Annotated in this window: 25 protein-coding genes; 3 read left to right on the top strand and 22 right to left on the bottom strand. The window is 35.2% G+C overall.

Annotated elements, in window-relative coordinates; genetic code table 11:
* Positions 1-39: 39 nt before the first annotated feature.
* The 13 genes from Q0X66_RS06240 to Q0X66_RS06180 all read right to left on the bottom strand — a co-directional run bounded on the left by Q0X66_RS06240 (position 40) and on the right by Q0X66_RS06180 (position 11,908).
* Positions 40-555 carry a hypothetical protein gene (locus Q0X66_RS06240; protein ID WP_297704354.1) on the bottom strand — a complete coding sequence of 172 codons (516 nt, stop codon included), beginning with the start codon at positions 553-555 and terminating at the stop codon, positions 40-42.
* Positions 556-707: 152 nt separating this feature from the next.
* Complete coding sequence (gene atpG, locus Q0X66_RS06235) at positions 708-1,568, bottom strand: ATP synthase F1 subunit gamma (protein ID WP_297704352.1); 861 nt, start codon at positions 1,566-1,568, stop codon at positions 708-710.
* 23 nt (positions 1,569-1,591) lie between these two features.
* Positions 1,592-3,172, bottom strand: coding sequence for a F0F1 ATP synthase subunit alpha (gene atpA / locus Q0X66_RS06230; RefSeq protein WP_297704350.1), 1,581 nt, complete (start codon positions 3,170-3,172; stop codon positions 1,592-1,594).
* A gap of 60 nt (positions 3,173-3,232) precedes the next feature.
* Positions 3,233-3,772, bottom strand: a complete 540-nt coding sequence (atpH, locus tag Q0X66_RS06225; RefSeq protein ID WP_297704348.1) for an ATP synthase F1 subunit delta — start codon at positions 3,770-3,772, stop codon at positions 3,233-3,235.
* A 9-nt stretch (positions 3,773-3,781) separates the two neighbouring features.
* Entirely contained in the window at positions 3,782-4,249 is a 468-nt protein-coding gene (locus Q0X66_RS06220) for a F0F1 ATP synthase subunit B (protein WP_297704346.1), read from the bottom strand.
* A 46-nt stretch (positions 4,250-4,295) separates the two neighbouring features.
* Complete coding sequence (atpE, locus tag Q0X66_RS06215) at positions 4,296-4,496, bottom strand: ATP synthase F0 subunit C (RefSeq protein WP_019670925.1); 201 nt, start codon at positions 4,494-4,496, stop codon at positions 4,296-4,298.
* Between the two features lie 31 nt (positions 4,497-4,527).
* Entirely contained in the window at positions 4,528-5,640 is a 1,113-nt protein-coding gene (gene atpB, locus Q0X66_RS06210) for a F0F1 ATP synthase subunit A (protein WP_297704344.1), read from the bottom strand.
* A gap of 109 nt (positions 5,641-5,749) precedes the next feature.
* Positions 5,750-6,142: a hypothetical protein gene (locus tag Q0X66_RS06205; RefSeq protein WP_297704343.1), complete on the bottom strand. Its 393-nt coding sequence runs from the start codon at positions 6,140-6,142 to the stop codon at positions 5,750-5,752.
* Position 6,143: 1 nt separating this feature from the next.
* Positions 6,144-6,359 (bottom strand): AtpZ/AtpI family protein, encoded by a 216-nt coding sequence (locus tag Q0X66_RS06200; protein WP_297704342.1) that lies wholly within the window; start codon positions 6,357-6,359, stop codon positions 6,144-6,146.
* A 129-nt stretch (positions 6,360-6,488) separates the two neighbouring features.
* Entirely contained in the window at positions 6,489-6,983 is a 495-nt protein-coding gene (locus Q0X66_RS06195) for a polymer-forming cytoskeletal protein (RefSeq protein ID WP_297704341.1), read from the bottom strand.
* A 5-nt stretch (positions 6,984-6,988) separates the two neighbouring features.
* Positions 6,989-9,550 (bottom strand): hypothetical protein, encoded by a 2,562-nt coding sequence (locus Q0X66_RS06190; protein ID WP_297704340.1) that lies wholly within the window; start codon positions 9,548-9,550, stop codon positions 6,989-6,991.
* A gap of 173 nt (positions 9,551-9,723) precedes the next feature.
* On the bottom strand, positions 9,724-10,419 hold the full coding sequence (locus tag Q0X66_RS06185) for an ABC transporter ATP-binding protein (RefSeq protein ID WP_297704339.1): 696 nt from the start codon (positions 10,417-10,419) through the stop codon (positions 9,724-9,726).
* A 16-nt stretch (positions 10,420-10,435) separates the two neighbouring features.
* Positions 10,436-11,908 (bottom strand): DUF5687 family protein, encoded by a 1,473-nt coding sequence (locus Q0X66_RS06180; RefSeq protein WP_297704337.1) that lies wholly within the window; start codon positions 11,906-11,908, stop codon positions 10,436-10,438.
* Positions 11,909-12,029: 121 nt separating this feature from the next.
* Here Q0X66_RS06180 and Q0X66_RS06175 point away from each other — a divergent pair, with 121 nt between their 5' ends.
* On the top strand, positions 12,030-13,079 hold the full coding sequence (locus tag Q0X66_RS06175) for a ferredoxin--NADP reductase (protein WP_297704335.1): 1,050 nt from the start codon (positions 12,030-12,032) through the stop codon (positions 13,077-13,079).
* A gap of 735 nt (positions 13,080-13,814) precedes the next feature.
* Positions 13,815-14,429 carry a TetR/AcrR family transcriptional regulator gene (locus Q0X66_RS06170; RefSeq protein WP_297704333.1) on the top strand — a complete coding sequence of 205 codons (615 nt, stop codon included), beginning with the start codon at positions 13,815-13,817 and terminating at the stop codon, positions 14,427-14,429.
* Between the two features lie 7 nt (positions 14,430-14,436).
* Here the strand turns inward: Q0X66_RS06170 and Q0X66_RS06165 are convergent, their stop codons facing one another.
* The 3 genes from Q0X66_RS06165 to Q0X66_RS06155 are packed head-to-tail and all read right to left on the bottom strand — an operon-like array spanning position 14,437 to position 17,038.
* A complete protein-coding gene (locus Q0X66_RS06165; RefSeq protein WP_297704331.1) occupies positions 14,437-15,486 on the bottom strand; it encodes a glycosyltransferase family 9 protein in 1,050 nt (349 codons plus the stop codon).
* On the bottom strand, positions 15,473-16,075 hold the full coding sequence (locus Q0X66_RS06160) for a DUF4254 domain-containing protein (protein ID WP_297704328.1): 603 nt from the start codon (positions 16,073-16,075) through the stop codon (positions 15,473-15,475). Before Q0X66_RS06160 ends, Q0X66_RS06165 begins: the two co-directional genes overlap by 14 nt.
* A 30-nt stretch (positions 16,076-16,105) precedes the next feature.
* Positions 16,106-17,038 (bottom strand): DUF6427 family protein, encoded by a 933-nt coding sequence (locus Q0X66_RS06155; protein WP_297704326.1) that lies wholly within the window; start codon positions 17,036-17,038, stop codon positions 16,106-16,108.
* A gap of 39 nt (positions 17,039-17,077) precedes the next feature.
* On the opposite strand from Q0X66_RS06155, the gene Q0X66_RS06150 reads away from it, so the two are divergent.
* A complete protein-coding gene (locus Q0X66_RS06150) occupies positions 17,078-17,299 on the top strand; it encodes a uracil phosphoribosyltransferase (RefSeq protein ID WP_297704324.1) in 222 nt (73 codons plus the stop codon).
* Here the strand turns inward: Q0X66_RS06150 and purD are convergent.
* The 6 genes from purD to Q0X66_RS06120 form a co-directional block, all read right to left on the bottom strand.
* Positions 17,294-18,565: a phosphoribosylamine--glycine ligase gene (gene purD / locus Q0X66_RS06145; RefSeq protein ID WP_297704322.1), complete on the bottom strand. Its 1,272-nt coding sequence runs from the start codon at positions 18,563-18,565 to the stop codon at positions 17,294-17,296. The genes Q0X66_RS06150 and purD overlap by 6 nt on opposite strands.
* Positions 18,566-18,665: 100 nt before the next feature.
* The gene (locus Q0X66_RS06140) at positions 18,666-19,652 is read right to left on the bottom strand and encodes a UDP-glucuronic acid decarboxylase family protein (RefSeq protein ID WP_297695870.1); all 987 of its coding nucleotides are present in this window, start codon (positions 19,650-19,652) and stop codon (positions 18,666-18,668) included.
* Between the two features lie 31 nt (positions 19,653-19,683).
* A complete protein-coding gene (locus Q0X66_RS06135) occupies positions 19,684-20,982 on the bottom strand; it encodes a UDP-glucose/GDP-mannose dehydrogenase family protein (RefSeq protein ID WP_297695869.1) in 1,299 nt (432 codons plus the stop codon).
* A 182-nt stretch (positions 20,983-21,164) separates the two neighbouring features.
* Positions 21,165-22,514: an exopolysaccharide biosynthesis polyprenyl glycosylphosphotransferase gene (locus tag Q0X66_RS06130; RefSeq protein ID WP_297695866.1), complete on the bottom strand. Its 1,350-nt coding sequence runs from the start codon at positions 22,512-22,514 to the stop codon at positions 21,165-21,167.
* Positions 22,515-22,648: 134 nt separating this feature from the next.
* Positions 22,649-23,344 (bottom strand): WecB/TagA/CpsF family glycosyltransferase, encoded by a 696-nt coding sequence (locus tag Q0X66_RS06125; RefSeq protein WP_297704320.1) that lies wholly within the window; start codon positions 23,342-23,344, stop codon positions 22,649-22,651.
* A 4-nt stretch (positions 23,345-23,348) separates the two neighbouring features.
* On the bottom strand, positions 23,349-24,254 hold the full coding sequence (locus Q0X66_RS06120) for a hypothetical protein (RefSeq protein ID WP_297704319.1): 906 nt from the start codon (positions 24,252-24,254) through the stop codon (positions 23,349-23,351).
* Positions 24,255-24,730 lie beyond the last annotated feature (476 nt).

The following is a 24,730-nucleotide window of genomic DNA, read 5'->3' as shown; positions in this document are numbered from 1 at the left end:
GGTATTTAAACCCATGGAACAAAGTCTGTAGTTTGGTGTTTACTGATATATAAGCGAAGGTTTCTCCTTTATTCCCGTGATTTTGAAATAGGCTACTTTACTATTATGCGGATCTTCAGTGATAATTTTATAACTAACAACCGCTTCATCTTTGTCCAAATCAAATGGAAAATCAGCATTTTCCCTGTTTATAGAACCAGGAGGTTGATTTCCTACTTCCTCTTTAGGATCTGAATGCATTATAATATCTGGTTTTTTATCCTCTCCAGTGTATTTATAATTGCAGATAATCCACAGGTTTTCTCCTTCCTCTTTTATCTCTGATTCTAATACATGTCCCCTGAAAAAGACTTCTAAAAATTTTATTTCATTACCAGTCCCTACATCAACGGGTAATTGCAGTATAAAACCCGTGCCACTTTCTTCCCTGCCACCAACATATTGCTGACATGAAGGATTATTTATGCTGAAAGGTGGTGCCGTTGTTAATTTCTTTTGGGAGGAGCATCCGTAAAGGCTAAAAACAGTAAGTATTAATATAGATGTATTTTTCATAATTCTCTTTTATTTATGCTTTCGTAAAGATATAAAACCAAATTTGGTGCCAAAAAAAGTTAGGTAAGCATCTATGAAAATCCTGCCAATAAAAAATCCCGCCACTAGCGGGATTATTATTGTTTATTCAATTAATTCAAACTAAAAAATAGTTAATTGTTCAATGCCTCCGCTCCACCTACTATTTCAAGGATTTCACTGGTAATAGCCGCCTGACGAGCCTGATTATAAGTCAGTTTTAACTGATCTCTTAGTTCAGTAGCATTATCAGTGGCCTTATGCATTGCGGTCATCCTGGCTCCATGTTCACTTGCAAATGAATCTCTTATTGCCTTGAACAATTGTGTTTTTAACGACTTAGGAATAAGTTGTTCTACTATAGCTGATTTTGTAGGCTCAAAGATATAGTCGGCAGAGGTATTTGACTCCTGCTCCATTGGCTCAATTGGCAGGAATTGCTCCGTAGTGACTATTTGTGTAGCTGCATTTTTGAATTTATTATATACGATTTCAATTTTGTCATAGGACTCATCAGTATATAATTGCATTAATTCTTCTGCAATTTCTGCTGCATTATCAAATGTAAGAACATCATAGATTTTGCTATGGTCGGAAACAACATTATGCCTTTTTCCAATAAGGTCGTGCGCCTTCTTTCCTATAGTCATAAAATCAACTTTCTGACCCTCGTAATGGTCTTGCTGCAATGACAGGCAGTGTTTAATTATATTGGAATTAAATGCTCCACACAGTCCTCTGTTGGATGTAATTGCTACAATCAGAACGTTATTCAATTCTCTGTTGTCTGTATATTTACTCCCCGTTTCACTGTCTATACTTCCACTAAAATTTTGCAACAATTCTGAAAGCTTATTGGCATAAGGACGCATTGCGGTAATGGCATCCTGAGCTTTTTTTAGCTTAGCAGCAGACACCATTTTCATGGCGCTAGTTATCTGCATAGTAGAGGATACCGATACTATTCTATTTCGTATTTCCTTTAAATTTGCCATTTCTTAAATTGTGAATTCAGAGATTAGCCTTGATATTTACCTGCCAGATCTTTACATACAGCAGTTAAGGTATCTATTACTTCATCGGTTAATTTACCGGCTTTCAAAGTATCCAATACATCTCTGTGCTTAGCATTTAGAAATTCTATATAATCTTTTTCAAACTCCTTCACTTTGTTAACCGGAACATCTTTTAATAAGTTTTTAGAGCCGGCATATATAATAGCAACCTGATCTTCAACTGTAAAAGGGTCAGCTTGAGCCTGCTTTAAAATTTCCACATTACGCCTGCCCTTTTCAATTACATTCAAAGTAGCTGCATCCAGGTCAGATCCAAATTTTGAAAATGCTTCCAATTCCCGGAATTGCGCCTGATCCAATTTTAATGTCCCTGCTACTTTCTTCATAGACTTAATCTGAGCATTCCCCCCAACACGGGATACAGATATTCCCACATTAATCGCCGGGCGCACCCCTTGATTAAACAAATCCTGCTCCAGAAATATTTGCCCGTCTGTTATGGAAATAACATTGGTAGGAATATATGCAGATACATCACCTGCCTGAGTTTCAATAATTGGTAAGGCCGTCAAAGATCCTCCACCTTTCGCCATAGGCTTTAAAACCTCAGGCAAATCATTCATATTCTGCGCTATAGAATCAACATCTATAACTTTCGCAGCTCGCTCTAATAATCTTGAATGTAAATAGAAAACATCGCCCGGATAAGCTTCACGCCCCGGAGGCCTTCTTAACAAAAGAGATACTTCGCGATATGCTACTGCTTGTTTAGAAAGATCATCATAAATGATTAATGCAGGACGACCTGTATCTCTAAAATATTCGCCTATAGCTGCACCCGCAAAGGGTGCGTAAACCTGCATTGGAGCAGGTTCAGAAGCATTAGCTGCAACAATTGTTGTATAAGCTAAATCACCTTTATCTTCCAACGTTTTTGCTATAACCGCAACGTTTGAAGCTTTTTGGCCAATTGCTACATATATGCAGTAGACAGGTTCTCCTGCGTCATAAAATTCCTTCTGATTTATTATTGTATCTATACAAACAGTTGTTTTACCTGTTTGTCGGTCACCAATAACCAATTCCCGCTGACCTCTTCCTACAGGTATCATGGCATCTACCGCTTTAATACCAGTCTGTAATGGCTCATAAACTGGTTGCCGAAAAATTACTCCGGGAGCTTTTCGTTCCAGCGGCATTTCATAAAGTTCTCCGGAAATGGCTCCTTTTCCATCTATAGGATTGCCAAGAGTATTTACCACGCGGCCTACAATACCTTCTCCTACTTTTATTGAAGCAATACGCTGTGTACGTTTTACGACATCGCCTTCCTTAATTTCTCTTGAGGGTGCCAAAAGTACAACTCCAACATTATCTTCTTCAAGATTCAGAACAATCCCTTCCAAACCACCTTCAAATTCAACTAATTCACCATATTCAGCATTAGACAGGCCATATACCCTGGCTATTCCATCACCAATTTGTAATACGGTACCTATCTCATCCAATGAAGCTTTGGCTTCAAATCCAGATAATTGTTTTTTTAAGATTGCAGATACTTCTGCGGCTTTTACTCCTGCCATTTTATTTCAGATCTAAGATGATAAAAAGGAATTAACTCCTTTTACATTCGTAATTTATATTTAAATACTACTTGTAAATTCTCTTTTTAAATTATTCAATTTATTGGAGATGCTCGCATTGTACTGTAAATCCCCAATGCGCAATATAAAACCTCCTATTATGCTTGTATCTATTGTATTCTCCAAGGTGACCTTATTACTCGTTATTTTCTCAACTTGTGAAAGAATCTTCTTTTCCAAAGATGGTGTTAAAGGAACCGCGGTAGTAACTAAAGCCACATTCTCTCCCTTTAAATTATCATTAAGCGTAATATATTTTTTGGAAACTTCATTTAATAAGGCTATCCGTTTTTTAGAGACAAGTAATGAAAAGAGCTCCCTGGTTAAATCATTGACATTTTTAAAAATCGCTTTTAAAACTTCATTTTTTGATGAGCCTTCAAGAATTGGGCTTTGGAGCATTTCTTTTAGTTCGTCGCTATCAGAAATGGTTTGCACTATAGAACGCATATCCTCATCAACTGAGTCCGTAATTTTTTGCTCAATTGCAAGGTTTAAAGTTGCTTTTGCGTAACGTAGGGCTGCTCTTGATTCGCTCATTATAACTTCTTAATTCAATTTAATATCACCAAGCATGTCATCAACCAGTTTCAACTGTTTTTCTTTATTGGACAATTGCTCTTTAATAACTTTTTCTGCAATTTCAACTGAGAGTTCGGCTACCTGGTTTTTTATATCTGCTACGGCAGCTTTCTTCTCACTTTCAATAGTGGATTGTGCCTGTTTTATTAATTTATTCCCTTCCGCCTGAGCCATTTCTTTAGCATCAGTGACAATTTTGTCTCTTATTTCCCTTGCTTCTTTTAAGAGGGTTTCGCGTTCTGCCCTGGCTTGCTTTAATAATTTTTCATTATCCGCAGTTAAATTCTGCATTTCCTTTTTAGCTTCTTCCGCAGCAGCCAGTGCATTTTTAATTCCCTCTTCGCGATCATTTACTGCATTCAGAATTGGATTCCATGCATATTTCCACAATAAAAGTACCAAGGCCACAAACAGCAAAGTTTGCCAAAAGAACAATTAAACCAATGGTAGTAACCAACCGTTACTACCATTGGTTATTTTTCTAGTTTTCTGCAGTTGCAAAAAGTGCAGCAAAACCAATACCTTCAATAAGCGCTGCAACAATAAGCATCGCGGTTTGAATTTTTCCGTAGGCTTCAGGTTGACGTGCAATCGCTTCCATAGCCTGGCCACCGATTCTTCCGATACCCACTCCTACACCGATTACAATTAGTCCTGCACCTACAATTCTTGGAATTGTCATAGTATATATAATTAAAAATTAAACATTCAAATTAATGTGCCTCTGCATGTTCATGTTCCTCAGAAGCAAAACCAAAATACAATGCCGACAACATTGTAAAAATATAAGCCTGCAATAAGGCCACCAGAATTTCAATTAATGAAATGGCAAATGCAAGTCCAAAAGACAGCGAACTACCAATCCAATTTTTAAAAAGGAACATTAGTCCAATTAAGCTCATAATAACAATATGTCCAGCCTGCATGTTGGCATAAAGACGTATTAATAATGAAAATGGTTTTATAAATATTCCTAAAACTTCAATAGGAATTAATATAATATATAAAGGAATTTTGGCATACCATGGCATAGAATCCCCTAATGGATCAAATAAGTGTTTCCAGTAGGTCTTTGTCCCTGTCAAATTGGTAATTAAAAAAGTAAGAACTGCCAATGCAGTTGTTATGGCAATATTGCCAGTTACATTTACTCCGAAGGGGGTGAGCCCAAACATATTCAGAAACCAAATAAAGAAGAAAATTGTAAGTAGAAAAGGCATATATTTCTGATACTTTTTTTCTCCTATTGTCGCAATTGCAATATCGTCCCGTATGTATAAAATTATCGGTTCAAAAAACCTTCCCACTCCTTTGGCTATTCCTCCATTTTTAGAATACGATTTGGCTAAACCTCCAAATAAAAGAAGCATTAAAAAGCCAGTAATTAGTATCATCATGACACTTTTAGTTATCGAAAAATCTAATGGTTTTATATTGGAAGCATGGTGGTCGGCATCATAATTTATAATTCCGGCTGCGTCTGTTTTATAAATTTTACCGTGATATAATTTGTAATGATTATTTCCCGAGGTGGCTACCTCTTCACCATGATGGAACCTTGAAGATGAAAAAACCACTAATCCATCATCCCATAGAATAATTGGTAATGGAAAGCCTATGTGATGTACTGCCCCATCAGCATCAGTATAAGAAAACAAAGAGAAATCATGAGAATCCTTAAGGTGGTGTTGTATATACTCGTCTATTTCCGTTTTTAGGTCGGTTTTGGATTCTTCGCTACTTAGCTCAGATTCCTTTGCAAATATTGTCACACTGAAGAATATCGTGAAGACCAGAAAGAATTTTACCAAAATAGGATTTCGCATATCACTTATAAAATGGGCTCTAAAAATCCGTGCAAATGTAAGCTATTCTCTTAAAAAGAAAAAAGCATTTAGAATTTAATTTTTTCCCTGAAAACAGGTGATAGCGATTCTATTGCTGATCGATTTCCCTCATTAGTTTGATAAGTGCAAAAGTCTCTATAAGCAGACAACTAAAATATGGTACAAAAAAAACGAAAAATTCAACTTTTGTGAGCTTACCATCCAACATAAAAATTGGATCAAAAATCAGGAAGTAGATAACAAATTTTAAAGTGCTTCCGAACATGAACAAAAATCCAAGATTCTTATTTTGCTTTTCAGAAAAATAAAGCAGTACGGAGTATATCCCTAAAGCCATTGCAAAGTTTAGTAAATAGCCAAGGATCAGAAGACGATAATCCAAATCCGGGTTGCTAGCGAATAAGAATCCGGCGTGAAGCGAGCCAACAATCAAAAGTGCCCCAAGCAGTAAGCCCGTAAAAATGATAATTTTTTTATTCAAATCAGGAGTTCAATTTTTTTGTTTGCTGTATTACCAAATACATCGAAATGGCAACTGCAAATAAAGTAAGAATTATGGTATAAGTGTTTGTTTCATTCTGATACTTGAAATCGAGCCATTGACCTAGCCTCGCTCCTAAATATATAATAACACCCATTTGAACGGCTATTCCGGTAAGACTTAGCCAGTATTTAACTTCCTTTTTACCTTTCGCCATTTTGTTTGAGATATCTATAAGACTCTTACAAGTGCAAGAGACTTACTCGATTCCAGAAGTTTAAGTGAACTCCACTATAAAACTATAAGCATAAGCCGGACTCAATGGAAATGCAATAAAATGGGGTGATCAGGAAACCTTAGCCGGTTCATTTTTACTGCCAGATCCACTAACAACGCCAGATTTATAGCTCCCACCTGAACCTGAATTCGGTGAGCTGCTTCCTGTTGCAGTCTTAATTGTATCATTCGAACTTATACCTCCTTTACCCTTCATTGAACATGAGGCATTAAATGTAGCGCCGGGTTCAACCGCCAGTTTAGCAACAGTTACAGTACCTTCTATAACGGCAGATGCCTTTAGTGATAATAAATTCGATACTTGCAGTTCTCCGTTAAAACTTCCTTCAATATCGGCATTAACACATTCTACCTTGCCATGAATGTAGCCATCCTTACCAATTACAACCTTCCCGGAGGTTTTTACGTTACCATCTAGTTTGCCATCTATCCTAAAGTCCGCTTCGGATATTATGTCGCCTTTGATTTTGGTGTTCTTTTCAATTCTGTTGGGTTGTCCGCCTATTTCGTTCATAGTTCTGGGTTTTTTGTTATCAGAAAACATCTTGTTTATGGTTTTGGGGTTAAAACTTCATTTTTATATTCTTGTAAGTTTTTATGTACTTGAATGATTTTATAGTTGGAAGATAAAATTACGAAATTCTCATTAGCAATGCGGTAATCCTTGTTTTTATTTAGTAGTTGTACATAACCCAAAGCGTAGTCTTTTGATTTAAATCCATGAACTACTATAAATTCCATCTCCAGATTATAAATATCCTTTGAAACGATATTTTTGTAATTTAAATCCTTGATAGATCCCTCCAATATTTTTTTGAGTTCTAACGCCTTATCGTCATTCTGTCTTTTAAATGGAAATATAACTTTCCAATTAGCCGTTCCTTTTGAGTCAATTTCTAATGAGAAGTCCCTTGGCTCCAATTTCGGTAGCTGTTCGGCAATCATTTCTTGTGCTTTTTTACCTTCAGGATTATTCGGATAATTCAGTGCTACATAATTGAGGGCTTCCTTAAAATTGTCATAACCCTCAAGTCTGCCTATGGCACTGGCCTTTAGCATCTCAAATTTTGGTACGATAGGATCCCCGGTATACAAATTTATGTTGGTCTCGGCGCCTGTTATAACAGTTAAATAATCTTGATTTTCATAAAGCCCATAAAGTTGGGCATATTTGGCATCAGGACTGTCAACTGACCCAGCTAATACTGCTTTTGGATTAACTAAAATTTCAGCATACCGTGAATCAGGATAGCTTTGGATAATATTTAGTTTCATACTTTCGGCAAGTGGACTATCAGATTCCTCATATATCTTATACAAGTTATACATGGATGGAAGTACCAGGCGTTCTTCTGGCTCTGACTTCAAAACAGTTTCCAATTTGCCTGCAGCCAAAAGGTTTTCCTTAAATTTCTCCTTATAAATTAATCCCAACTGGTAGTTTGCAAAATTTCTTTCTGATTTAAGACTGTCAATAACTGCAATATCAGTGGGTATCTGATCCAAATAGTATTCTACTGAATATTTCTGTTCTTCTGTCATTTCTTCTCCAGAACCATTACCGCCATCAGCAATGAGAGCTTCACCTGAGTCTTCTATAAGCTGTGTTGTGTTTTTATTACTCCAACGCCAGTTATCTTCCAATACCCGGTCTCCCCATTTGGTTTTAAAGTCGTTTTTTCCATAACCCAGGCTAGTAATATTGTAAAAATAAAATTTACCTTTATTTTCTTTCCCACCCTTTGTTTCTGCAAAAGCAGCAAATCCAGCACTAGCCTGGTTTTCTTTTTTTAATGCCGCTTCTTCCTCAGCCAACTTCAATTGGGCAATATAATTTTCGAAAAATGTTAATTGCTCAATTTTTGGAAGATTATAAAGTGTTATTACGCTGTCTGCATATTGAACAACATCTTCATACTTAATAACATCTTCCAGATTATCCAATTTTTTCTTAATAGCCCTGAATTTTTTGGTATTCTCAGGTAAGTTAGTCAGAACACTATCATAATAATTCCCGGCAATTTTGTAGTCATTTCCATCGAAATTGTATTCTGCAAGATTTTCATAATTAATGGCATTTAGCTGTGGTGAATTTTGTGTTGCTCTTAAAGACTTATTATAATATACAATTCCCAAGCTGTCTGACCCAGTAGTCATGTAATATTCAGCCTCCTGATTGTATATCTTATCTAAAAATGGTCTATTTTCTCTATTTTCTTCAAGATCAACCAGCTCTTCAAGTAGCTCTTCCTTATTCTCCTCAGTTATTTCAGTATTTTGAATTTGATGCAAATGTGCATTAATCATATATACTCTGGGGGATTTCCTATTTAATTCGATGATCTTACCAAATGCATAATTTGCACTATCTCTATATCCCAACTGATTAAATAGTTGTCCAATAATAAAATAATACCTCCCTTTCTCAGGGAGCTTTTTGGTATATGCAGAAGCTATTTTTAGTTCTTGAATTGCAGTATCAGGAGCTTTTAGGTTTATATATGCCTGAGCCATCATTGCATGAGTGTCTGCGTATTCCTGATCATCAAGTTGTTCGAACTTCAATAGGCGTCTTAAATTTTTTAGAGCTAGTTCTTCGTTATTCAGCCTTATATTAGTTTTTTCTCTCCAAATTGTAGCTTCATTTAACTTATCGCTTTGGGTATATTTTCTTAAAATATAATTAAACGCCTCAATTGCCGGTATATAACGCTGGTCGAAGTATCTGGCTTTACCCAAAAGCAGAAAGGCCTCATCCGTTTGTGGATTGCGCTCTTCATCTTTTATATCCATACTGTGCTTTTGAATAGCCTTGGTGGCTTTTTCCTCTGCAATAATAAAATTTGGATTGTTGTTTTCAGAATCAAGTCTTATTTCATCCTTTACCTGCAAACGCTCAACAGGTAAAACTTCCCAATAATTATCCTGGTATGATATATTGAGAGCCTCTCTCCCTTCCTCAAATGCAATATTACCATTGTACAAGACATTGTACTTGGTATTCATCGCGTGCCAATTGCGGTTTACAAAAGTGTCTTTCTTGGTAGAACAAGCGTTAAAAAGTATGCCCCCAAGAACACCAGCCAGAATAAATTTTATACGAAGCTTCAAAATTGTTGGTATTCTATGTAATCTAAACTTAAAAACACTAAGATTATTATGCCACAGGACTTGAAAAGGCAGGATTAATATGGATCCGGGTCTAAAATGTTACAACGGAACTATATTTAACTAAAAAGTAATTCCGCAAGAAAAGAAAAAAACATCAAGAAGATGAGATAATCTTAGCCTCCAAAAAACGACTCAAGTTCTTTTAAAGTTTCTGTTGAGGTCTGAATATCTTTAACTATTTCACCCTTATTTAATACCACAATACGTTCACAAACTTCTGTTACATGGATGAGGTCATGACTGGAAACTAATACAGTAACTTCCCTGTCCTCACCCAGTTTCTTAATAATTGCCTTTAGTCTTATTTGAGTGGTTGGATCTAAATTCGCAAAAGGCTCATCAAGGATGATAACCTGAGGTTCTCCAATAAAAGAAGCTACTATCCCAACCTTTTTTTGATTCCCTTTTGACAAATCGCGTAAATACTTTTTCTGGCCTAAAATCTCCCCGTGAAAGAAATCCTCAAAGTTGGCTAAAAGTTCATTAACATCTATTTTAGATTGTCCTCTTAACTCTCCAATGAAATAGAAATACTCCTCAGGAGTAAGGTATCCAATCAAAAATGTTTCGTCTATAAATGCCGAGGTAAATGGTTTCCATGCTTCACTTTTATTGACCTGTATCTCATTGTTCATTACTTTTCCCGATGTAGGCTGAATCAGGTCTAAAAGCAAACTGAAAAAAGTAGTTTTGCCTGCGCCATTATTACCAACCAGGCCGAAAATCTGGCCTTTGGGTATGTCTAAGCTTTCAATACTTAATACGGTTTGATCTCCGTATATTTTTGTAAGGTTTTGCGAGTAAATCATTTTAATTTATAATATATCAGGCTTTCTGTTTATAAGCCAAGAGGGTTTTATATTTTTCTTTTTTATATATTTTTTCAATCTTTCTGAATACCACGTTCTTAAAGGCAAAGCCCAATATTCCAGTAAGGGCAACAAATATGTATCCGGCCGTCGGATTAATCAGGTAATGGCCTAACCCATAAATTGCTAAGGGTAATAATAATTTTGGTAATGTTAGAAGTAGTGTTTTTACATTAAAAGCTTGCTTGTCTCCAAAGGCTTTCTTGTTAGAAGTCAAATCAATCGGCGTTTTAATATAGGCTCCTCCCCATAAAACCAGATAAGAGTTTACCCCAATATTGTAGATTGCACCAACAATAATTGCCAAATACGCATCCCAACCAAAATAAAGATAGAATACAGATAAGATTGTACTAATTATAGTGGCAATTACAATAAGATACCATTTGGAAGAAAGATATTCTTTATATTGAATGTTTTGACTCATCATTAAGGGATAATAAGAACTATCCCAGCTTGGTACGAACTGCCCAAAACTAAAGAGAAAGCCTCCGGAAACAAAGATGCCTGCAAAAATCTTCCAAACAGGGTTCTCATAAGCCTCAATACTATTGGTAAAAAACAGTAGCCCATAAAAAAGGAATATAAAGCTCATAATTACCGTGGTTTTAGACCGTTTATTCCTCTTTATTAGTTTAATATCGTTTTTAAGAAAAGTTCCTAAGTTTCCAAACCGATTAAGCCAGGAATAATCCTCAGATTTTGCAATATCATGTTTGGTCGCTAAACCGGCATCCAGATACATATTCTTTTTAAAATAGTTAAAGGCCGTAAAATACAGCCCAATTAAGGCGCCCCAGGAAATTAAAGAAGTCCAGGGAAGATCATAAAACAAATTAAAAATGGGCGAGGTGTAAACCGTAATATCAAACCATTCATAATACTGACAAATGGCCAAAATAGCCAAAATAGCGACTAAAGGATAAAAGACAGTGTCTTTATTATTCATCATGATGTTGATGAAATTATTACAATAAAACAAAGCCATGATTCCCAAATGCCAACCTATGACCCCTGCGGTATTATATCCCTCGATAATAAGAACGATGGAAAATGGTACAAAGAAAAAAGCGTGAGCCCAATTAAAGAAAGAAAAAATAGTCTTTCCAAGGGAGTATGAAACCACCTGGCTTTTCTTGAAGGGTAGATAAAGCAAAGGTTTGATGTTCAAGATGGGCATCTTTTGCAGCATATAGCGCATATAGATGTCCATTACCAGGTAATAAACCAGATATCTATTTACAAATTTCAGCGGATCTCCCAGTCCATTTTCCTCAATAATAAAATAGGATCCAACCCCCAATGCCAAAAATATAGCGATAAAATACAAGGCCCCAAAAATCATTAAGATCTTAAATGCCAGGTTTGTTTTAAAAGAGGCTGCCCTGAAAAATGATTTCCATTGCAACCTGAAAAAGTGCTTGAACATGAAGGCTGGTATTTTTTTTTCAGAAAATTAGTAGATAAAATTTATCTATTGTTACAAAGAGAAGCTAATTTCTCATTATAAATCCAAAGCTTTCCTTAATTTTGCACAAATTTTTTTATTGATGAGTGATTTTTATTCTTTGACTATAGACAAAATATCCCGATTAACCCCAAATTCGGTTGCTGTTAGTTTCATTATTCCTAAAGAGCTGGAAAATGAATTTGCTTTTGAGGCCGGCCAATATATTACCATTAAGCACAAAGCAGACGGGGAGGAGGTTAGGCGAGCCTATTCTATATCCTCAAGTCCAAAAGACAAACATATTACTATAGGTATTAAAAAAGTGCCCGAAGGACGCTTTTCAACATATGCCAATAGCTCACTCCAGGAAGGAGACCAATTGCTGGTAATGCCTCCTGAGGGGCGCTTCGTTTATAAAACTTCTAATAAACAGGAAAATATATGTGCTTATGCCGCAGGAAGTGGAATTACGCCCATTATGAGTATCGCCAGAACTGTTTTGGAAAGTCATCCGGAAAACACTTTTGTTTTGGTTTATGGAAATCAAAATAAATCTGAAACCATGTTCCTCAACGAGATATTGGAACTTACAAATACCTATAAAGACCGGTTTACCGTCCAGTTTGTGTACAGTAGGGTCCGTGAAGAGGATTCACTATTTGGAAGAATTGATACATCTGTTATAAACTTTATTCTTAAAAATAAATTTAAAGAAACCAATTTCAACACATTCTACCTTTGTGGTCCGGAGGAAATGATAAACCTTGGATGTGATACATTAAAGGCAAATGGAATAGCTGAGGATTCAATTTATTATGAACTTTTTACTACCAGCGAAAATGAAGAATCTGAAACCAAAAATCTTGAGGGCAAAACAACACTAGAAGTTTTATTGGATGATGAAGTATTCTCTTTTAGTATGGATAAAAAATCTTCAGTACTGGATGCAGTCCTGGATGAAGATATAGACGCCCCATATTCTTGTCAGGGAGGTGTTTGCAGCACATGTATTGCAAGAATTACAGAAGGTGAGGTTAAGATGGATAAAAACCAGATTCTAACAGATAGCGAAATTGCAGAAGGACTAATTCTTACCTGCCAGGCTCATCCGGTAACCGCTACCTTGAAGATAGACTATGACGATGTTTAATAGTTGTAGTTGATTCCTCTTTTCAATAAACCACAGGCTGGTCTGTGGTAATCTGTGTGTTAGAAATAATCAATATTACAATTGATAACTGAAATAAAGGGTCCTGATACTTGTCCAGACTACTTGTTTGCTATTTTCTATCTGAAAGCATACCTTATAATATAAATAGGGGCCCTTTTTCATTTAAAATTGAATAAGACAAACCAGCTTTTTAGAAACCATGTAGTTTGTTTTTATTTTTTTTATTGAAAAGCTGTTCAAAAAAATTCGTTTAATCCTCAATAGCGAACCATAAATCCAATTTTACTAATTATCAACTCTATTATTCTGTGACTATTATAAACTATACGGTTTGTTTGGTTCATTTTAGGTTGCAGGTAATTTAAGACGATCCTATAGAGAAATTCAACTCCCAAAAACTCTCTATTCGGGAACAGCTCCTTAAAAAGCACCGCTGTAAGTCGTTAAATCTCCGATTATTGGTAGTCCTTTTTTTAGATTTCGGGACAAATAACTGGTCTAAACAACATAGAAAACAAATAAAATACCGTTGGTCGATATTTTTTACCGACTAAGTGGTCGGTAAAAATCAAGGCAGGTTATGCAGTTTATCGGGAATTGAACATTTTAACGAATTTTTAAAGTCATACATCCTTTAATATTCACCTTCGAGGGGTTTCAAGGGTTCTTTGTTTATAGACTTAACGGTCTGTTTAAACCCAAAACCCAAATCTAATGGATAAGAATTTAAAACGCATGGCCACCATGCACCGGATGCAAGTTACTGGATTAGAGTTATTTTATAAGAATGGCTATTATAATACCAGTATAGATGAAATTTTAAAGTCCCTTTCTCTTTCTAAAGGAGCCTTTTACTATCATTTTCAGTCAAAAGAAGATTTTTTTGTAAGTATTGTTCAAAACTTAATTGTTCGTAAAGTATACAGTATGCTTATTGAACCAATAGAAGGTAAGGAAAACCCCTTCCCTGTTATTGAAAAATGTTTTGAAAATGCTTTGGAAACAGCTGAGCATAATGATATGGACTATGGCTTTATTCTTAGTAACTTTATTTCAGAGTTCAACAGAAGAAATACTGTTATTTCTAATTACTTAATGGATATTTATAAGATTTGGGAAGTTAATTTAATCTCAATCCTTCAAAAAGGAAAGTCCGATGGTTTTGTTGACAGGCATGTAGACAGTGAAGGTGTTGCTACATATTTAATTTCGTCATATATGGGTGTAAGAACCTTAATGGTCCAGGGCAATTGCAGAAATTTAAGATACAAATACATGCAACAATTGAGGCATTATTTTAATTCATTAACTCAAAAGGAAGCTGTATAATACAAAGCTACTTAGCCTCAAGCAGGGCGGAAATCCGGCTGATAATAGTTTCAGGTACTATTGTAGACATGACATTTTCATATCCCTCAGGTATCTTGTTGCCATAAATGGAAGTTGGAATTAGTGGATATTTTGTCCTGTCTGCAAGAAGACTGTTTTCAGGTTCCTGACGAAAAGGAGAAAAACCGGCATAAGGATGTGTTACGCCCCATAGAGTAACGGTAGGTATAGCAAACATTGCAGCCAGATGGCCATTCCCACTATCCATGGACACCATTAGGTCCAAATTGGAGATTAAAGCCAATTCCTCTTCAAAAGATAAATTGTCAATAGTATTTATGCAATTTTGACACGAATCCGACCATTGTTGCAGCTGTTTCTTTTCCAGTTCCCCGCCCCCAAAAAGAATAATTTTATACTTATTGGTATTATTTAGTGATAAAATAACTCTTTCCATGTGGGGATTAGGATACATTTTTCCCGGGTAAGTAGCAAAGGGAGCAATTCCTAACCACTTTAGATTATCTCGTCCTACCAATTCCAGTACTTTTTCAGATAATACTCTTTTTGATAGACATTTAGCACTTTTCAGATTTATCCGAAATCCTAATTCATAAAAAACATCCGCATAGCGCTGGAAAGTAGATTTTAAAGGCTTAAAGACCTTATTTTTATAGGCAGTCAATGCTCTTTTTTCTTTTCTGCCTTTATCAATCTGAATAAAAGGTATCTTAGTTGATATAAAGAACCCCTTCAAAACAGAACTTCTTAACACATTGTGAAGATCAGCCACGGCGTCAATTCCCAATGTCTTCAATTCCTTAAATAATTTCCACAAGCCCAATATTCCTTTATGCTTAGCATTTAAATCTGCCTCATAAACATTAACATTTTTTAATGTAAGAAACATAGGGCTAAAAAAGGCTCTCGTAAGTACTGTAATTTGTAAATCGGGATATTGCGTGGTAAGTGCGCTTAAAACAGGGACCGTCATAGCCACATCTCCCATGGCCGACAAACGAATAACTAAAAGGTGTTTATATTTATTTTTGCCCACGCAAAACCGGATTTAACTCCTCATCATTATACATCTTCATTTGCCTGTAGGTCTTCATAAAAATATCCCCCTTTTCAATATCAGTCAGCAATTGATCTATTGCAGAAGATAAGTCTTCCTTCTGCTCAAGAAGCACATTTAACTTTTGACTACATTTTTTAAGGTGTTCCTCAGATGCATCAGTTCGTGTGGCCTCTTCCTGCATATGATAGATTTTTAATGCCAAAATTGAAAGGCGATCAATAGCCCAGGCCGGGCTTTCGGTATTAATTCTGGCATTCGGAAGTGTTTGTACCGATTGGTATTTATTTAAAAAATAACTATCGATATATTCCACTAAATCCGTTCTGTCCTGATTGCTGGCATCTATTTTTCGTTTTAATGCCAATGCTTTTACAGGGTCAATTTCAGGATCTCTGATAATATCCTCATAATGCCATTGAACCGTATCAATCCAATTTTTTCTATATAGGAGATGGTCAATATCCGTTTCGGGATATGGGTTGTTAAAAGGCTGATTAACATCATCCTTTATATGATAATTTACAATACTTTCTTCAAATATCCTAAAGGCTGAATTACTGAACATAGTGGCTTAAATTTGATGCAAATATACCCATTATTTCAGAATCATTTCTGTCATTAATATTAGAAACGGAGCTACTACTGAAACAATAAGAACTATTTCCCTAAGGGAAGCTTTTTTAATTAATTCCACGTATTTAGCCAGAAAAATAGCTCCTGGGAAAAAGGTGATTAGTACCGGATAGGTGTCATTTGTGGTTTTTAAAAAGGTAACTATCAAACCGAGGGCAAGTGAGATGGCGATAAGACGCATAGTGATTATTTTGCCCACACCTAATTTGCCCATTTTAACAAAAGCCAAAGTCGCGGTAATAATAGTTATTATTGCATAAATTGCCAGTTTGGTGCTATTCATCCAATAGGCCGCTATGTCACCCTTGAAGGAAAATAGATAATGATTCTTCAGAAAGTCCAGATTATCAGTTATTATCAGTAAACACAACACGATAATTCCTATGGCCAAAATGCCTGTTAGAGGAACTAACCAATTCTTTATATTCTTGGGCTCATAGAAATAAATAGCAATGCAGACCAAAATGAGGTATATAATTGCCCAATCGTAAAAAAGACTTGCAATAAGGGTCCAGATTGTAGCATCAAACACCTTGAGTTTAATATTCTTCAAAGATTTCAGACTAATTAGCCTTCTTATTGCCAATAGGAGGAAGAAACTACAAAACACGACATTATCATCAAGTAAAACTTCAGGAAAAACAACAATTAACAAAGTATAATAAAGAATGGCAAATGAGTTTGTTGCTGTAATTTGATTTCGTTTAACAATAAAATCAACTATAAAAACACTAAATAATAGAACCCCCAGGACAACAAATTTAACCACCAATTGTTCTGGTTCATAGTGGTTCTCGTATAGCACAAATTGGACAAACCAATAGAACAAGAACAAAAAACCAAGAAGAAGAATAAAGTTTATCGGTTTTGTTTTTCCAAAAATGCCTGAAATCATCCTGGGTTTTTATATTTTTGTAATGTAAATATAACCAAGATGAGAGCATTTTTTGAAGGCATAGAAGATTTATTCGTAAACGGGCTTTTCTGGCCTTATGATTTTTTTCGATTTATGTCTAACTGGTGGACCGCCAATACCGTTAACTGGATTTTTGCAATACTAGGAGCTATTGCTATGATTTACTGGCTAATTCAACTGAAAAAGTTTGACGATAGCGGAGAAGAGGATAAAAGTATTACTTCTCACTCTTACTTATAGATCGAACCCAATATCTTTTCGATAATTCATCTTATCAAAATGTATTTTGTTGATGTTTTGATAGGATTTTAGCAGCGCTTCCTTAAAATCGGTTCCGAATGATGTAATTGCCATTACCCTTCCACCGTTTGTAACTACTTTGCCATCTTTGCTATCCGTGCCAGCATGAAATACAATTGAATCTTCAATCTTCTCGAAACCGGTAATTTCCTTTCCCTTTTCATAGGCTTCAGGATAGCCACCAGAAACCAACATCACTGTTGTGGCGGTACGTTCATCTATTTGTAAATCGATTGCATCCAAAGTCTGATCTGCAACTGCCTGGAACACTTCAACTAAGTCATTTTTTATTCTAGGAATAACCACCTCAGTCTCTGGATCGCCCATTCTAACGTTGTATTCTATAACAAAAGGGTCATCCCCTACTTTTATCAAACCAATAAATATAAATCCTTTATAAGGAAGATTGTCCTTTTTAAGGCCTTCTACGGTAGGTTTAACTATTTGCTCTTGTATCTTATCCATAAGAACCTTATCCGCAAAAGGAACAGGGGATATGGCCCCCATACCGCCAGTATTCAACCCTGAATCGCCCTCGCCTATTCTCTTATAGTCTTTAGCCATTGGTAAAACCTTATATCCTTTACCGTCAGTCAAAACAAAAACACTTAATTCGATACCAGCTAAAAACTCCTCGATAACAACGGTGGCACTGGCACTGCCGAATTTAGCATCAACCAACATGGTTTTTAGCTCGTCTTTAGCTTCTTGTAAGTCATTTAAGATCAGAACACCTTTTCCGGCAGCCAATCCGTCTGCTTTTAGTACATATGGAGGTTTAAGCGTTTCAAGGAATGAATATCCTTCTTCTAAAATATCTGATGTAAAACTTTTATAGGCAGCGGTCGGGATATTATGTCGAAATAAGAACTCCTTGGCATACTCCTTACTTCCTTCCAGGTTAGCCGCCATTTTTCTAGGTCCAATAACAGAAACATGCTTTAGCTCAGAATCTTTAAGAAAAAAATCATGAATTCCATTTACCAAAGGATCTTCCGGCCCTACTACAACCATGTCTATCCCTTCCTTATTAACAAGTGTTTTAATTGCTTCAAAATCATTTACATCTATTAGAACATTAATTGCTATAGCGGCAGTTCCTGCATTTCCCGGTGCGACAAAGAGTTTATTTAATTTAGGGCTTTGTTTAAGTTTCCAGGCAAGAGTATGTTCCCTGCCGCCGGCGCCAATGATAAGTATATTCATGAATTGGAAGTTTGGACAAAAATACGTTTAGCAGTACAAATAAAATAGTTAACAGCTCAAATAATTGAAAAGGTATAACACGAATTATTTGATTCAAATTTTATCTAGTATTCCGTTTCGAAAAATCTCTGTGTTCTGTTTTCTTCAGATCGTCTTTTGACAGTGTTTTAAAATAGTCAAAAGTCTTTTTCATTCCTTCAGCCCTACCTACTTTAGGCTCCCATCCCAATAATTCCTTTGCCTTGGAGATATCTGGCTGACGTTGCATAGGATCATCTTTCGGAAGTGGTTTGTAGATGACTTTTTGGTTGGTTCCTGTTAATTTTATGATTTCTTCAGCGAAATCCCGAATGGTAATTTCATGTGGGTTCCCGATATTCACCGGCAGAGTGTAATCACTCATCAATAGCCTGAAAATACCTTCAATTTCATCATCAACGTAGCAAAATGATCGTGTTTGTGAACCATCGCCAAATACGGTCAAATCTTCACCACGCAGGGCCTGGCCCATAAAGGCGGGGATCACTCTACCGTCATTTAAGCGCATCCTGGGGCCATAGGTATTAAATATCCTAACAATCCGGGTGTCAACTCCATGAAAGCGATGATATGCCATGGTAATAGATTCCTGAAAACGTTTGGCTTCATCATATACTCCTCTGGGGCCTATTGTATTCACATTTCCATAGTATTCCTCCGTCTGAGGATGAACTAAAGGATCCCCATAAATTTCTGAAGTAGATGCAATAAGAATACAAGATCCTTTTTCCTTAGCTAGTCCCAATAGATTATGGGTCCCCAAAGCGCCAACTTTTAGAGTCTGAATTGGTATTTTTAAATAGTCAATTGGACTTGCAGGAGATGCGAAATGAAGAATATAGTCCAACTTTCCCGGAACATGTACAAATTTGGTTACGTCATGGTGGTAATACTCAAACTGCTCGAGTTTAAACAGATGTTCTATGTTTTTGATGTCGCCAGTTATAAGATTGTCCATGGCTATTACATGAAATCCTTCTTTTATAAACCGGTCACATAAATGTGAGCCCAAAAAACCTGCAGCGCCAGTTATTAATATTTTTTTCATTCCTTGTTTTTAACAGGTTTGTTGTCTTTACTTAGCGGCCTATTGATTCATAATGAAACCCTTCTTCTTTGATCTCATTTGTATCGTATAGGTTACGTCCATCGAAAATTACGTAATTTTTCAACAATTCTTTCATTAATTTGAAATTAGGATTTCGAAACACACCCCATTCGGTACAAATCACCAGGGCATCCGCATCTTCCAGAACTCCGTACATGCCGGGCGCAAACGTGATTTTATCGCCTAACTTTTGCTTCACGTTATCCATGGCTTCCGGGTCAAATGCAGTGACCTTAGCACCCAATTTTAAAAGCTCATCTATCATGTACAATGAAGGTGCTTCGCGTATATCATCCGTCTCGGGCTTAAAGGCAAGGCCCCATAGTCCGATCTTCTTCCCTTTCAGTTCATCATTAAAATACTTCTTAATCTTGGGGATCAGGATGGTCTTCTGGGTCTGGTTTACGTTGATCACAGCGTTAAGGATCTTGAAATCATAATTATGATCCTTACCCGATTTATGAAGAGCTTTAACGTCCTTGGGAAAGCACGATCCTCCATAACCAATTCCAGGGAATAAGAAGCGTTTTCCTATACGAGAATCGGTACCCATACCGATACGGACCTTATCTACATCGGCCCCAACTTTTTCACAGAAGTTCGCGATCTCGTTCATAAAGGTTATCTTGGCGGCCAGGAATGAATTAGCAGCATACTTGGTAAGTTCAGCAGATTTCTCATCCATAATGATCACAGGGTTCCCTGATCGTACAAAAGGAGCGTAGAGCTTTTCCATAAGCTTGGTAGCTTTCGCTGAGCCTGTACCTACCACAATTCGCTCAGGCTTCATAAAATCATCTACCGCGAAACCTTCCCTTAAGAATTCAGGATTGGAGACTACATCAAAATCGCATTTGGCATTTTTGGCAATGGTGGTATGCACTTTTTCAGAAGTCCCGACAGGAACGGTGCTTTTGTCTACAATAACCTTATAGTTTTTGATTTTCTTGCCAATATCATCGGCTACTCCCAAAATATATTTAAGATCTGCTGAGCCATCCTCATCCTCTGGTGTTGGAAGGGCAAGGAAAATAATATCACCATGGTCTAGTCCTTCTTGCAATGAAGTGGTGAACTTGAGCCTGTCTGCCTTGATATTACGCTCAAATATGACATCTAAGTGAGGTTCATAGATCGGAACCTCCCCGGCCTGCATACTTCTTACCTTATTTTCATCGATATCTACACATAGGACCTCATTGCCTGTTTCCGCCAGGCAGGTGCCTGTTACCAGTCCCACGTATCCAGTACCAACAACAGATATTTTCATAGGTATATCATCTAATTCATTTCATTCGGATGCAAAAATAGGCGGTGCATCCCAACCCTACAACAAATTCTGTCTAAAACCTTTTTATTAGGTTAGGAATTAATCCCGCAGTCGCCAAACTCTATCCGAAGTAATTTCCAAAGTTGATTTTCGTGACTTAGTCCATTATTAGAACACCATCCCTAATAAGCCTTTTCTTCCCCCTTTAAAATATTTAATGCCGTTTGTAATACTATTTTTAAATCCATGAAGAATGACCAATTTTCTATATAAAATATATCATATCTGGTTCTATTCCTTATTTCATCTGAAGTTTCTATTTCTCCCCGATATCCTTTTGACTGTGCCAATCCTGTTATTCCCGGATTGACATAATGCCTAAGCATATATTTCTGGATAGTTGGTCCATATACCTCATTTTGCCGCCATAAATGCGGTCTTGGTCCTACTATGGACATTTGACCCAATAAGACATTAACAAATTGCGGTAATTCGTCAATACTTGTTTTTCTTAAAAAAGCTCCCAGTTTTGTGATTCTTGGATCATTTCTTGTTGCGGATTTTTCTGTGGATTCGTTTGCCACCATCGTCCTAAATTTATAACATCCGAAACCTTCTTCTTTAAATCCCGGTCTATTTTGTCTGAAAAAAACAGGTCCTTTTGAATCAAGTACAATTAATATTCCTATTAATGGCATTAACCAGGAAAGTATAAATACAAATATTAGAAGTGAAATAATAAAATCAAATAATCTTTTATAAAACCGATTAAAGGGATCATCTAAAGGTAATTCCCTTAATGATAAGATTGGTAAATATTCGTAATATTCCAGGTTTAGTTGTTTTGTAAATATTTCTTTATTATCCGGAATAAATTTTAGTCCAATTAAGTTGTTGTCCGCGTAATTCACTAGCTCCGATATTTCTTTGTCATTTAATTCTCTAACAGAGCAATAAATTTCATCGATTTTATTTTCACTAATAAATTTGATGCAATTGTTTATTTCAAAATCCGAAGCTTTAGGCTCAAATTGATTTAAAAGTTGATATCCGTATTCAGTATGATTATTGAAAATCTTAATTAATTGATCCGTCTTTCTATTATTCCCAATTACGACAACATAGCTTATGTTGCCTTTCACCTTTGTGCGATACTTTTTTAAAAGATAATAGTTAAGGAATTTTAGAAATAAGACGGAAATACAAACAGATAAAAAGAAAACCCCCAACATTAATCTACTAATGTTAGGTTGTTTAAAAAACCCAATAAATGCATATAAGATCAAAAAGAAAAACACAAATTGTCTAAACAATTGTTTTAAAATATAAGTGGCTTTGGCAAAACGATAAATTTCATAGAAGTTAATTTTTATCGCTATAATAATCCAGGCAAAAGAAATATAACTATGAAAAACAAGGGGAAACTTTAAAAGCAGAGGAAGATTATAGGCAAGAACATTAATAACCACCAAATCTAAAATAAGTGAAATAGGGTTTATAAAACCAGAATATTTTTCTTTTTGAAAGATCATAAACCAAAAATAAGTAAACAAATAGATTCAAAATATAAGAAATGATCATTATTTGGCAGCATATTAAAATATCTTTTTCGGCTTCATTAAAAGATGTATAATCTTCTATTGCTGAATTTAATAGTTATTCATTTCTAATTTTCTTCAGATTTATACTTATCCAGAATTAGATATTTTAACCCCACGGGGTAATCTAGCAAATATCTTTTAATTAATTTAGGTTCTTTATAAATTCTAAATGCCCATCTTAGGTGAAGCTTGTCAATTAAATGTGGAAAGTAATTCTTTCCACCAATGGCGGTTTGAGTAATAAAAGCTCCGCAGGTAAAACAGGATCCTTGAAATCCCATCTTTTTCATTTTTATCATTAATAACTCTTGCAATGGAGTTCCCATTCCTATAATAACTACATCTGTTTTTTTTGAAATAACTTTTTGGATTAACTGCTCTTCATCAATATTAAATCCATTAAAAAAAGCTACTACATCCAATTTAGGATAGTAATATTTGACGATTTCCACAAATTTTTCTATTTCACTTTCTGAGCCACCAATAAAAACAATTCTTTTGTGTTTGACTTCAAAGTGCGCAAACATATCTTTAAAGTAAGATGAGAAATCAGGAGCCTTCCTTTTAATTTTTTTCCCCATAAATATTCTAATGAATAGAATTAACATGATACCATCTAAAGTAAAATGGTCTATTCTTTCCAAAACCTCCCTGTTTTTTCTTAATATTTTGTAATTATATATATTGAGGTAACTAACTAATTGCGTTGATTTATCGTAATCAATATGATCAGTAATTTTAGAAAGAACATTATTAATCATATGTCTATTTTATTAGTTTAGAAAATTCATCATTATAACGAAGCAGTTCATTTGTATTTACTTCATCTATCCATATTTCTTGTGCCCAGATATTTCCATTTGAATTAAATTGTCCGATTCTAATTTTGACATAATTATCAAATTCGGGTAATTTAATTCTCGCAATATTTAACTTTTTAAATGGGGTTTCTAAAAACTGTTGAAATTCCTTGTTTTTAAAATAAAAGGAATAATTATCAAAATCATTATTTGCGCTAATAAAATGCAGCATAAATTTACTCTCAAGATCAGTGTCATTTTCTGATATTATAAGTAATTCTTTTTTCGATAGTAGTATGTAAAAATTAAATGAGTTTTTAAAAAAAACATCTTTTCTAAGCATTTCTAAAAAGTGCTCATTCAATAAGTTTATTCCAATTTCATCGGTAAATTGATTTTGATATACATTTTTACCGGCCATAATTTCCGAGAAAAGCATTTGATTAACCCAAAGATTTGATGTTGACTTATCATTAATTCTTGTAAATTGTCCTGTACGCAGGCCTATGAATCCTTTAATGTCAAAATTTTTCTTGATGATATTGAAGTTTCTGAATATCCCTTTTATGCTGTCTCTAACTAAAATTTCTCTTTTATAAAAGTCCAAATTTAAAAAAGTATTGTCCTTTCTTATAAGATGAAAAAGAAATTTATTCTCGGAGAATTCTTTGCCTCTATTTGATAAATAGTAGATAGTGCTGTCATGTATAACCAGAGATAGGTCATCCCCGACCTCATTAAAATAGCCTAGAATTAATGCTTGTTTAAGCTCATTATCGAAATTATATTTTTTCCCCTGGCTTAAGTCCGCCTGCCGTTGACAAGAATATGAAATAGCCACTATGCCTAAAAAAAAATAAATTAACTTCATACTTAGTTATTATGTCATCTTCCTAATCCAAATAAGGTATAAAAAGAATGCTTTACATTCAGAAATCATATGATTACATAAATGAGTTGTTTGAACTCTTTTGTGTTTCTGTGTAAATATGTTCATCCTGGTAAAAAAGCATTGGTAAAATAAACGCGTAAAAATATATTCCCATTTGTCTATTCAATGCGACCTCGACAAATAGAAACAAAAGAAAAACCCCATATATGCTTAAAAAAGTCCACTTTTTATGTACAAATCCAAGAATAATTATTCTAATACACATGAATAAAAAAAAGGCAAGTCCCACAATACCTAGCTCATATAAAAATTGCAAGTAATTATTGTGTAGATTGAATTTTGATATTGATTTAATTGCCTGACTGTATGCGGGGCTGTAGTCATTCATTAAAATAGACTTCTCGACTTTCCATTTAAACATTTTTTCCCTGGAACCTAGACCATAAAAAAAAAAT

The organism is uncultured Eudoraea sp. (assembly GCF_947260015.1).
Lineage (GTDB): Bacteria > Bacteroidota > Bacteroidia > Flavobacteriales > Flavobacteriaceae > Eudoraea.
Note: the sequence above shows the minus strand (reverse complement) of the source record. Positions and strands in the feature narration are given on the sequence as shown.

Excerpts from the sequence above, each read along its gene's own strand:
- Q0X66_RS06240 (WP_297704354.1), bottom strand. The coding sequence starts at position 555 with ATGAAAAATACATCTATATTAATACTTACTGTTTTTAGCCTTTACGGA.
- atpG (WP_297704352.1), bottom strand. The coding sequence starts at position 1,568 with ATGGCAAATTTAAAGGAAATACGAAATAGAATAGTATCGGTATCCTCT.
- atpA (WP_297704350.1), bottom strand. The coding sequence starts at position 3,172 with ATGGCAGGAGTAAAAGCCGCAGAAGTATCTGCAATCTTAAAAAAACAA.
- atpH (WP_297704348.1), bottom strand. The coding sequence starts at position 3,772 with ATGAGCGAATCAAGAGCAGCCCTACGTTACGCAAAAGCAACTTTAAAC.
- atpE (WP_019670925.1), bottom strand. The coding sequence starts at position 4,496 with ATGACAATTCCAAGAATTGTAGGTGCAGGACTAATTGTAATCGGTGTA.
- atpB (WP_297704344.1), bottom strand. The coding sequence starts at position 5,640 with ATGCGAAATCCTATTTTGGTAAAATTCTTTCTGGTCTTCACGATATTC.
- Q0X66_RS06200 (WP_297704342.1), bottom strand. The coding sequence starts at position 6,359 with ATGGCGAAAGGTAAAAAGGAAGTTAAATACTGGCTAAGTCTTACCGGA.
- Q0X66_RS06195 (WP_297704341.1), bottom strand. The coding sequence starts at position 6,983 with ATGTTTTCTGATAACAAAAAACCCAGAACTATGAACGAAATAGGCGGA.
- Q0X66_RS06185 (WP_297704339.1), bottom strand. The coding sequence starts at position 10,419 with ATGATTTACTCGCAAAACCTTACAAAAATATACGGAGATCAAACCGTA.
- Q0X66_RS06180 (WP_297704337.1), bottom strand. The coding sequence starts at position 11,908 with ATGTTCAAGCACTTTTTCAGGTTGCAATGGAAATCATTTTTCAGGGCA.
- Q0X66_RS06175 (WP_297704335.1), top strand. The coding sequence starts at position 12,030 with ATGAGTGATTTTTATTCTTTGACTATAGACAAAATATCCCGATTAACC.
- Q0X66_RS06170 (WP_297704333.1), top strand. The coding sequence starts at position 13,815 with ATGGATAAGAATTTAAAACGCATGGCCACCATGCACCGGATGCAAGTT.
- Q0X66_RS06160 (WP_297704328.1), bottom strand. The coding sequence starts at position 16,075 with ATGTTCAGTAATTCAGCCTTTAGGATATTTGAAGAAAGTATTGTAAAT.
- Q0X66_RS06155 (WP_297704326.1), bottom strand. The coding sequence starts at position 17,038 with ATGATTTCAGGCATTTTTGGAAAAACAAAACCGATAAACTTTATTCTT.
- Q0X66_RS06150 (WP_297704324.1), top strand. The coding sequence starts at position 17,078 with ATGAGAGCATTTTTTGAAGGCATAGAAGATTTATTCGTAAACGGGCTT.
- purD (WP_297704322.1), bottom strand. The coding sequence starts at position 18,565 with ATGAATATACTTATCATTGGCGCCGGCGGCAGGGAACATACTCTTGCC.
- Q0X66_RS06140 (WP_297695870.1), bottom strand. The coding sequence starts at position 19,652 with ATGAAAAAAATATTAATAACTGGCGCTGCAGGTTTTTTGGGCTCACAT.
- Q0X66_RS06135 (WP_297695869.1), bottom strand. The coding sequence starts at position 20,982 with ATGAAAATATCTGTTGTTGGTACTGGATACGTGGGACTGGTAACAGGC.
- Q0X66_RS06130 (WP_297695866.1), bottom strand. The coding sequence starts at position 22,514 with ATGATCTTTCAAAAAGAAAAATATTCTGGTTTTATAAACCCTATTTCA.
- Q0X66_RS06125 (WP_297704320.1), bottom strand. The coding sequence starts at position 23,344 with ATGATTAATAATGTTCTTTCTAAAATTACTGATCATATTGATTACGAT.
- Q0X66_RS06120 (WP_297704319.1), bottom strand. The coding sequence starts at position 24,254 with ATGAAGTTAATTTATTTTTTTTTAGGCATAGTGGCTATTTCATATTCT.